This window comes from Pseudonocardia sp. D17 (assembly GCF_036984265.1).
Taxonomy (GTDB): domain Bacteria; phylum Actinomycetota; class Actinomycetes; order Mycobacteriales; family Pseudonocardiaceae; genus Pseudonocardia; species Pseudonocardia benzenivorans.
Map to the genome: position 1 here is coordinate 1 of NZ_BPRG01000122.1, position 8920 is coordinate 8920.

The 8920-nt window shown below is 77.0% G+C and carries 9 protein-coding genes and 1 pseudogene; 9 read left to right on the top strand and 1 reads right to left on the bottom strand.

Annotated elements, in window-relative coordinates:
* The 3 genes from PSD17_RS19415 to PSD17_RS19425 form a co-directional block, all read left to right on the top strand.
* Window positions 1–353, top strand: a 353-nt coding sequence (locus tag PSD17_RS19415; protein ID WP_339124038.1) for a methionine adenosyltransferase domain-containing protein, incomplete at its 5' end; no start/stop codon positions are given.
* Window positions 350–814, top strand: a complete 465-nt coding sequence (locus PSD17_RS19420) for a cupin domain-containing protein (RefSeq protein ID WP_103384639.1) — start codon at window positions 350–352, stop codon at window positions 812–814. The genes PSD17_RS19415 and PSD17_RS19420, both read left to right, overlap by 4 nt.
* A gap of 146 nt (window positions 815–960) precedes the next feature.
* Window positions 961–1158: a hypothetical protein gene (locus PSD17_RS19425; RefSeq protein WP_013675546.1), complete on the top strand. Its 198-nt coding sequence runs from the start codon at window positions 961–963 to the stop codon at window positions 1156–1158.
* A 27-nt stretch (window positions 1159–1185) separates the two neighbouring features.
* Here PSD17_RS19425 and PSD17_RS19430 read toward each other — a convergent pair whose 3' ends face one another.
* Window positions 1186–2463: a geranylgeranyl reductase family protein gene (locus tag PSD17_RS19430; RefSeq protein ID WP_339124039.1), complete on the bottom strand. Its 1278-nt coding sequence runs from the start codon at window positions 2461–2463 to the stop codon at window positions 1186–1188.
* Window positions 2464–2581: 118 nt separating this feature from the next.
* On the opposite strand from PSD17_RS19430, the gene PSD17_RS19435 reads away from it, so the two are divergent.
* The 6 genes and pseudogenes from PSD17_RS19435 to PSD17_RS19460 all read left to right on the top strand — a co-directional run.
* The gene (locus tag PSD17_RS19435) at window positions 2582–4642 is read left to right on the top strand and encodes a primosomal protein N' (RefSeq protein WP_339124040.1); all 2061 of its coding nucleotides are present in this window, start codon (window positions 2582–2584) and stop codon (window positions 4640–4642) included.
* Between the two features lie 111 nt (window positions 4643–4753).
* Window positions 4754–5302, top strand: a complete 549-nt coding sequence (gene def / locus PSD17_RS19440) for a peptide deformylase (protein WP_013675543.1) — start codon at window positions 4754–4756, stop codon at window positions 5300–5302.
* Window positions 5302–6234, top strand: a complete 933-nt coding sequence (locus PSD17_RS19445; protein WP_103384494.1) for a methionyl-tRNA formyltransferase — start codon at window positions 5302–5304, stop codon at window positions 6232–6234. The genes def and PSD17_RS19445 overlap by 1 nt, the downstream gene beginning before the upstream one ends.
* A gap of 33 nt (window positions 6235–6267) precedes the next feature.
* A complete protein-coding gene (locus PSD17_RS19450; protein WP_103384493.1) occupies window positions 6268–7716 on the top strand; it encodes an RsmB/NOP family class I SAM-dependent RNA methyltransferase in 1449 nt (482 codons plus the stop codon).
* Window positions 7717–7834: 118 nt separating this feature from the next.
* On the top strand, window positions 7835–8521 hold the full coding sequence (gene rpe / locus PSD17_RS19455) for a ribulose-phosphate 3-epimerase (RefSeq protein ID WP_041759765.1): 687 nt from the start codon (window positions 7835–7837) through the stop codon (window positions 8519–8521).
* A 73-nt stretch (window positions 8522–8594) separates the two neighbouring features.
* Window positions 8595–8920 (top strand): annotated as a pseudogene (locus tag PSD17_RS19460) (bifunctional diaminohydroxyphosphoribosylaminopyrimidine deaminase/5-amino-6-(5-phosphoribosylamino)uracil reductase RibD); the annotation flags it as partial.

An 8920-nucleotide genomic window follows, 5' to 3' on the forward strand; every position in this document is an offset into this window, starting at 1 on the left:
CGAAGGTCGACCGCTCGGCCGCCTACGCGCTGCGCTGGGTCGCCAAGAACGCCGTCGCGGCCGGGCTCGCCGACCGCATCGAGGTCCAGGTCGCCTACGCGATCGGCAAGGCCGCGCCCGTCGGGCTCTTCGTCGAGACGTTCGGGACCGAGCACGTCGACCCGATCCGCATCCAGTCCGCGATCACCGAGGTCTTCGACCTGCGGCCGGCCGCGATCATCCGCGACCTCGACCTGCTGCGCCCGATCTACGCGCAGACCGCGGCGTACGGCCACTTCGGCCGCACCGACGTCGAGCTGCCGTGGGAGTCGACCGCGCGGGCCGACGCGCTGAAGTCGGCCGCCGGGGCGTGAGCTTCCCCGATCCGGCCGGACGGGTCGTCGTCTCGCGTGGCGACGACCCGCCCGACCTGCCGGGTCCGCCGTCGGTCCGGTTCGTCGCGACCGGGTCGCGGACGGCCGGCCGCTACGGGCTCTTCGAGTACCGGATGGCACCGAGGAGCCCGGGCCCGGGCCCGCACGTGCACGCCACCTTCTCCGAGGCGTTCCACGTACTCGACGGCGAGCTGACCATCTTCGACGGCGAGCGCTGGGCGGCCTACCGTCCGGGCGACTTCGTGCACGTCGCCGAGCACGGCGTGCACGCCTTCCGCAACGACTCCGACGCCGCGACGGCGTTCCTGATCCTGTTCGCGCCCGGTATCGCGCGCGAGGAGTTCTTCACCGAGCTGGCCGCGATCCGGGCCGAGGGCCGCACGCTCGACGACGAGCAGTGGCGTGAGTTCTACGCCCGCCACGACCAGGTCAACCTCTGACGGCCGGCCCCGCGCCGCGGTGATCCGCCGGCCGCGCGTCGCGGTGATCCGCCGGCCTCGCGGCGTCCGCCCTGCCGGCCGCGGCCGGGGCCGCTACCCTCGCGGGACCGTCCGAAGTGTCCGGCCCGGCGAGACCCGGAGGCACCATGCGCGTCCTGGCAGGGATCGTCGTGCTGTGGTTGATCGTCGGGGCCTTCGCGGCCTACCAGCGGGGGTACTTCGGCGGCACCTCGGCGTCGTGCACCGGCATCGGGACGACGCTGCTGACGATCGTCGTCGGCCCGCTCAACTACGTCGGCGTGAACCCGAAGATCGACTGCACGGTGCCGCAGCCGTCGTCGTGAGACCGACGGGCCGGCCGCGGCGGGCGCTCAGGCCCGTGCGCGCAGGTCGGGGGCCGGGAACGGCGGACGGTCGTCGAACCGGCTCGACAGCCGGCCCGCCGCGCGCCACGCCCGCGCGGTGAGGTCGCGGTCCTCGTCGGTGACGAGGTTGCCCATGACCCGCAGGGCGACGGTCATCAGCGCGCGCGAGCGCATGCCGACCGGTCCCGCCAGCGGCAGCAGCCGGGGGATCGTCAGCAGCCCCGCGAGCCGGCGCGCGATGGAGAACGCGTGCCCGTAGTGGTGGCGCAGTGTCGCGGGCCAGGCGTGCGCGAGGTCGTTCTCACCGGTCATCAGCTCGGCGAGGACGCGCCCGGTCTCCAGCCCGTAGTCGATGCCCTCGCCGTTGAGCGGGTTGATGCAGCCCGCCGCGTCGCCGACCAACCCCCAGTTGGGCCCGGCGACCCCGGAGACCGCCCCACCCATGGGGAGCAGCGCCGACGATCGCATCCGCAGCTCGCCCTCGAGCCGCCAGTCGTCGCGCCGGGCGGCGGTGTACAGGTCGATCAGCGCCCGCAACCGCACGCCGGCGGGCCTGCGGTCGGTGGCGAGCGTGCCGACACCGATGTTGACCTCGCCGTTGTGCAGCGGGAACACCCAGCCGTACCCGGCCAGCACCTCGTCCTCGGTGCCGCGCAGCTCCAGGTGCGAGGAGATCCACGGATCGTCGGAGCGGGCCGAGCGGATGTAGGCGCGCGCGGCCACGCCGTACGCGGTGTCCTTGTGCCATTCCCGGCCGAGGACCCGGCCGAGCGGCGAGCGGTGCCCGTCGGCGACGACGACGCGCTCGCAGCGCACCGTGCGCGTGGTTCCGTCACCGAGCTCGAGGACGACGCCGCCGATCCGGTCGCCGTCCCACTTCACGTCGACGGCCTTCGCGCCCTCGACCGGGACGGCCCCGGCCGCCAGCGCGACGTCGCGGATGCGGGCGTCGAGCTCCAGCCGGGGGACGGCGGAGCCGTGGGCGGGCAACGACCCTCCCGGCCACGGCAGCTCGAGCGTCTGCCCGAACCCGGCCGCCCGCAGCCCGCGGTTCTGCCCGTGCTCGCGCAGCCACGGGCCGAGGCCGAGCCGGTCGAGCTCCGCGACCGCGCGCGGGGTGAGCCCGTCGCCGCAGGCCTTGTCGCGGGGGAAGACGGCGGCGTCGGCGAGCACGACGTCGATGCCGTGCCGCGCGGCCCACGCGGCGGTGGCGGAGCCCGCGGGCCCGGCGCCGACGACCAGGAGGTCGGTGGCGGCCGGGACGGGGGACGGAGCGGGCTGCATGTCCCCAGTGTCGCAAGCCGTGGGCGCGGGCGTCGGAGGACGGTCACGCGTCACATCGCGGTGACCTGCGGGCGGGACCGCCGCCCGGAGCGTCGGGGGTGGATGCCAGGGTGATCGCATGGCTCGGCCCGCACATCCGGAGGCCGCCGCCGCGCCGCCGGCGCGGCGGCGCGCGGCCGGGCGCGGCGAGTGGGAGCCGGCGGGGACCGCGCCGGTCGCCCGGATCGCCGTCGACGTACCGCTCGCCCACCTCGACCGGCCCTTCGACTACCGCGTCCCGGCGCATCTCGACGACGTCGCCGCGCCGGGGGTGCGGGTGCGGGTCCGGTTCGCGGGGCGTCTCGTCGACGGGTTCCTGCTCGACCGGGTCGAGGAGTCCGGCCACACCGGGCGGCTGGCCTGGGTGGAGAAGGTGGTCTCGCCCGAGCCGGTGCTCACCGCGGAGGTCGCCGCGCTGTGCCGGGCGGTCGCCGACCGGTACGCGGGTGTGTTCGCCGACGTCGTCCGGCTGGCGGTACCGCCGCGGCACGCCCGCGCCGAGGCCGCGGCGGCCGAGCCCGCGGTCCCACCGCCGCCCGCGCCGGCGCCGGACGGCACCGGCTGGACGGCCTACCCGCGCGGCGCGGCGTTCCTGACGGCACTGGCCGCCGGCCGGGCCGCGCACGCGGTGTGGCAGGCGCTGCCGGGCGAGTCGTGGACAGACCGGCTGGCCGAGGCCGCCGTCGCGACCGCGGCCGCCGGTCGCGGGGCGCTGCTCGTCGTACCCGACCAGCGCGACGTCGACGCCCTGCACGCCGCGTGCGCCGCGCACCTGCCGCCGGAGAGCGTCGTCGCGCTGACCGCCGAGCTCGGCCCCGCCGAGCGGTACCGCCGCTGGCTGCGGGTCCTGCGGGGTACCGCGCGGGTGGTCGTCGGCACCCGGTCGGCGGCGTTCGCGCCGCTCGCCGACCTGGGGCTGCTCGCGGTCTGGGACGACGGCGACGACTCCCACGCCGAACCGCGGGCACCGTACCCGCAGGTCCGCGACGTGCTGGTACTGCGCGCGCACGCGGCGGGCGCGGCGTTGCTCGTCGCCGGCCACGCCCGCACCGCCGAGGCGCAGCTGCTCGTCGAGTCCGGCTGGGCGAACGAGATCGTCGCCGACCGGGCCACCCTGCGGGCGGCGATGCCGCGCGTCGGCGCCCTGGAGGACTCCGCGGGCGCGATCGCCCGCGACCCCGACGCCCGCGTCGCCCGGATCCCGGCGGCGGGCTTCGCCGCCGCCCGGGCCGCGCTCGCCGCCGGCCGGCCGGTGCTCGTCCAGGTCCCGCGGGCCGGTTACGTGCCGTGGCTCGCGTGCGGGCGGTGCCGGGAGAGCGCCCGCTGCCGGCACTGCGCGGGGCCGCTGGCGCTGCCGTCGGGTCGCGGCGACGAGGGCGCAGCCGCGTCGCCGTACTGCCGTTGGTGCGGGCGGGTCGAGTCGTCGTTCCGGTGCGGGGGCTGCGGCGGGCGGGCGTTGCGGGCCTCGGTCACCGGTTCGCGGCGGACCGCTGAGGAGCTGGGCCGGGCGTTCCCGGGGGTGCCGGTGCGGCAGTCCGGCGGCGGCGCGGAGGTGGTGGCGCGCATCGACCCCGGGCCCGGGATCGTCGTCGCGACCCCCGGTGCCGAACCGGCTGCCGACGGTGGCTACGGCGCCGCGCTGCTGCTCGACGGCTGGGCCCTGCTCTCGCGCCCGGACCTGCGCGTGGCCGAGGAGACCCTGCGGCGATGGCTCGGCGCCGCCGCGCTGGTCGTGCCGCACGGGCGCGGCGGGCGGGTCGTGGTCGTCGCCGACGCCTCGGTACCGGTCGTGCAGGCGCTCGTGCGCTGGGATCCCGCCGGGCACGCGGCGGCCGAGCTCGCGGCGCGCGCGGAGGTCGGGTTCCCCCCGGCGGTGCGGATGGCGGCGGTCGAGGGCGGGCCCGCGGCCGTCGCGGAGATCCTCGACGCGGGGCTGCCCGCCGGGGCCGAGGTGCTCGGCCCGGTCGAGATCGACCCGGTCGCCTCCGACGAGGGACCGCGCGAACGGGCGCTGGTCCGCGTACCGCGGACCGAGGGCCGGGCGCTGGCCGCCGCGCTGGCCGCCGCGCAGGCCGGGCGCAGCGCCCGGAAGGCGGCCGACCCGGTCCGGGTGCGGATGGACCCCCTGCAGATCGAGTGACCTGCCCCGGGCGGGCCCCGGGACCCGCACGCCGCCGGGGCGCGCGATCGCTGCGTGGCAGAATCGACGGGCCGACATCCCGCCGTCCGCGCCACCTCAGCAGGGAGCCCAGTGTCCGTCCAACCCGTCCGGCTCTTCGGCGACCCGGTCCTGCGCACGCCCGCCGTCGAGGTCACGACCTTCGACGCGGAGCTGCGCAAGCTCGTCGCCGACCTCACCGACACCATGCACGACGAAGGCGGCGCCGGCCTGGCCGCGCCGCAGATCGGGGTCGGGCTGCGGGTGTTCACCTACGACGTCGACGGCTTCGCCGGGCACCTGGTCAACCCGACGTTCGACGTCGTCGGCGACGAGGAGCAGACCGGGCCGGAGGGCTGCCTGTCGATCCCCGGGCTGCGCTGGGACTGCACGCGCCACCTGCACGTCGTCGCCCGGGGCTGGAACGTCCACGGCGAGCCGGTGACGGTCGAGGGCTCCGAGCTGCTGGCCCGCTGCATCCAGCACGAGACCGACCATCTCGACGGCGTCCTGTTCGTCGACCGGCTCGACGCCGAGACCCGCAAGCTAGCCATGGCCGAGATCCGCGCCGCCGAGTGGTTCGGGCAGCCGGAGCCCGTGGTCAAGGTCAGCCCGCACCCGATGTTCGGCCGGGCCCGCTAGTGCGGCTGCTGTTCGCCGGTACGCCGGAGCCGGCGGTACCGGCCCTGCGGGCACTGCTGGAGTCGCCGCGCCACGAGGTCGTCGCCGTGCTCACCCGGCCCGACGCGCCCGCCGGCCGCGGCCGCAGCGTGCAGCGCTCGCCCGTCGGCGCACTGGCCGACGAGGCCGGTGTCCGGGTGCTGACGCCGCGGCGGCCGTCCGAACCCGAGTTCCTCGCGACGCTCACCGAGCTGGCGCCCGACTGCGCGCCCGTCGTCGCCTACGGCGCACTCGTGCCTCGCGCCGCGCTCGACGTCCCGGTCCACGGCTGGGTCAACCTGCACTTCTCGCTGCTGCCGGCGTGGCGTGGTGCCGCGCCCGTGCAGGCCGCGATCCGCCACGGCGACGACGTCACCGGGGCGACGACCTTCCGCCTCGAGGAGGGCCTCGACACCGGCCCGACCTACGGCGTGGTGACCGAGACGGTCGGCGCCGAGGACACCGCGGGCGCGCTGCTCGGCCGGCTCGCCGTGAGCGGGGCGCGGCTGCTCGTCGCGACGCTCGACGGGATCGCCGACGGGACCGTCACCGCGGTGCCCCAGCCCACCGAGGGGGTGTCGCTCGCACCGAAGGTGCTGGTCGCCGACGCCCGCGTGGCCTGGGACGCACCGGCGGTCGCGGTCGACCGGCTCGTGCGCTCGGTGACCCCCGAGCCCGGCGCGTGGACGCACTTCCGCGACCAGCGCCTCGGCCTCGGTCCCGTCCGTCCGGTCCGCACGGGCGGCATCGCCCTCGCCCCGGGTGCGCTGCACGTCGAGAAGCGCCGGGTGCTCGTCGGGACCGCGACGGTCCCCGTCGAGCTGGGCGAGGTGCGCCCGACCGGCAAGAAGGCGATGCCCGCGCCCGACTGGGCGCGCGGTGTGCGCATCGCCGAGGAAGAGGTACTGACGTGAGCGTCCGGTCCGGCCGGCAGGCAGGCACCCCCGATGACTGAGCCGCGCCGCGGCGGCGACCGCCGCCGGTCGGGCGGGGCACGTCGCAACCCCGGCCCGCCGCGGGGCCGCAGCGGGCCCGCGCGTCCCGTCACCGTCGACCCCGCCCGCGTCGCCGCGCACGAGCTGCTCACCGCGGTCCGCGAGCGCGACGCCTACGCCAACCTCGCCATGCCGGCGATCCTGCGGCGGCACCGGCTGCGCGACCGCGACGCCGCGCTCGCGACCGAGCTCGGCTACGGCACGCTGCGTGCCCTCGGGCTGCTCGACGCCGTGGTCGCGGCGTGCGCCGACCGGCCGCTGCACCGTATCGAGCCGCCGCTGGTCGACGCGCTGCGCCTGGGCGCCTACCAGCTGCTGCGTACCCGGATCCCCGCGCACGCGGCCGTCGACACGATCGTCGACCTGGTCCGCGACCGGGCCGGCTCCCGCTCCGCCGGGTTCGTCAACGCGATCCTGCGCAAGGTCGCCGAGCAGGACGAGGCGGCCTGGACGGCGCAGCTCGCCCCGTCAGTCGAGGAAGACCCGTTGGGGCACAGCGCGTTCGTGCACGCGCACCCGCGCTGGATCGCCCAGGCGTTCGCCGACGCGCTCGGGGGTACCGCCGAGCTCGACGCCGCCCTCGCGGCCGACGACGCCCGGCCCGTCGTGCACCTGCTCGCGCGGCCCGGCGAGATCACGGCCGAGGAGCTCGCGCTCGTCACCGGCGGCACCGAGGCGCCGTACTCGCCCTACGGCGTGCACCTCGAACCCGGCTCGGGGGACGTCGGGGACATCGACGCCGTCGCCGAGGGTCTCGCCGTCGTCCAGGACGAGGGCAGCCAGCTGGTGGCGCTGGCCCTCGCCCGCGCGGAGCTGGCCGGTGACGACGGCGGCCGCTGGCTCGACCTGTGCGCCGGCCCCGGCGGGAAGGCGGTGCTGCTCGGCGGCCTGGTCGCCCTCGACGGGGGCGCGCTCGACGCGGTCGAGCGCTCCGAGCACCGCGCCGACCTGGTCCGACGAGCCGTCGACGGGCTGCCCGTCACCGTGCACACCGCCGACGGCCGGGAAGCACCGCTGCCCGACGCCGCGTTCGACAGGGTGCTCGTCGACGCGCCCTGCACCGGCCTCGGCGCCCTGCGCAGGCGGCCCGAGGCGCGCTGGCGGCGCAACCCCGAGGACGTCGCCGGGCTCGCGCGGCTGCAGCGCGAGCTGCTCACCGCGGCGCTGCGCCACGTCCGGCCCGGCGGCGTCGTCGCGTACGTGACCTGTTCGCCGCACCTGTCGGAGACCGTCGGCGTCGTCGGCGCGGTGCTGCGCAGGCACCGCGACGTCGAGAAGGTCGACGCGCGCGCCGTCCTGCCGGGGGTGCCGGACCTCGGCGACGGGCCCGCCGTCCAACTGTGGCCGCACCGCCACGGCACCGACGCGATGTTCGTTACACTGCTGCGCCGCCTGCCCTGATCCCCCGGTACGGTGAGCGCCCGGGTGAGGTTCGCGCGGCGCAGAAGTCGTTGCGGGACATCGCCCACACATGCGTGCCCGGCAACGGGTGCCCAGTAGCCTCTGAGGCGTGCATCCATTGATCGCCCCCAGCATGCTGTCCGCCGACTTCGCTCGGTTGGCCGACGAAGCCGACGTGGTCACCGGGCCCGTCGGTGAGGGAGCCGACTGGCTCCACATCGACGTGATGGACGCGCACTTCGTGCCGAACCTGACCCTCGGCCTGCCCGTCGTCGAGTCGCTGCTGAGGGCGACGGAGGTCCCGCTCGACTGCCACCTCATGATCGACGACCCCGACCGCTGGGCGCCCGCCTACGCCGAGGCCGGTGCGTACAACGTCACCGTGCACGCGGAGGCCGCCCACGACCCGGTCGCGCTGGCCAGGAACCTGCGCGCCGCGGGGGCCAGGGCCGGGCTGTCGATCAAGCCCGGCACGCCGCTCGAGGACCACCTCGACACCCTCAAGCACTACGACACGCTGCTGATCATGAGCGTCGAACCGGGCTTCGGCGGCCAGGCCTTCATCCCCGAGGTGCTCGACAAGGTCCGCACCGCGCGCCGGCTCGTCGACACCGGGCACCTGACCGTGCTCGTCGAGATCGACGGCGGGATCAACGCCGACACCGTCGAGCAGGCCGCCGAGGCGGGCGTCGACTGCTTCGTGGCGGGGTCCGCCGTCTACGGCGCCGACGACCCGTTGCGGGCCGTCCGGGCCCTGCGCGAACAGGTCGTCCGTACCAGCCCGCACCGGTGGACGAACGCATGACGTTCCCGACGGCGACCGACGGCGACCGCGCCTGCCGCGGCGGTCGCCGGGGTGCCGGGGCGGTGTCATGACCATGCCCGGCGCGTCGAACGATCCCGCCCCGACGGTCGGCGACGGGCCGCTCGACGCCGCCGCGGCGATGCGCCTGGCGCTGGCCGTCTCGGCCCGCGTGCACGGCACGACCAGCCCGAACCCGCCCGTCGGCTGCGTCGTCCTCGACCGCGACGGCCGGGTGGCCGGGACCGGGGCGACGGCGCCGCCGGGCGGTCCGCACGCCGAGGTCGCGGCGCTGGCCGAGGCGGGGGAGCGGGCCCGCGGCGGCACCGCCGTCGTCACCCTCGAACCGTGCGCGCACCACGGACGCACGCCACCCTGCACCGACGCGCTGCGCGCCGCGGG

Excerpts from the sequence above, each read along its gene's own strand:
- PSD17_RS19435 (WP_339124040.1), top strand. The coding sequence starts at position 2,582 with ATGGCTCGGCCCGCACATCCGGAGGCCGCCGCCGCGCCGCCGGCGCGG.
- PSD17_RS19450 (WP_103384493.1), top strand. The coding sequence starts at position 6,268 with ATGACTGAGCCGCGCCGCGGCGGCGACCGCCGCCGGTCGGGCGGGGCA.
- PSD17_RS19430 (WP_339124039.1), bottom strand. The coding sequence starts at position 2,463 with ATGCAGCCCGCTCCGTCCCCCGTCCCGGCCGCCACCGACCTCCTGGTC.
- PSD17_RS19425 (WP_013675546.1), top strand. The coding sequence starts at position 961 with ATGCGCGTCCTGGCAGGGATCGTCGTGCTGTGGTTGATCGTCGGGGCC.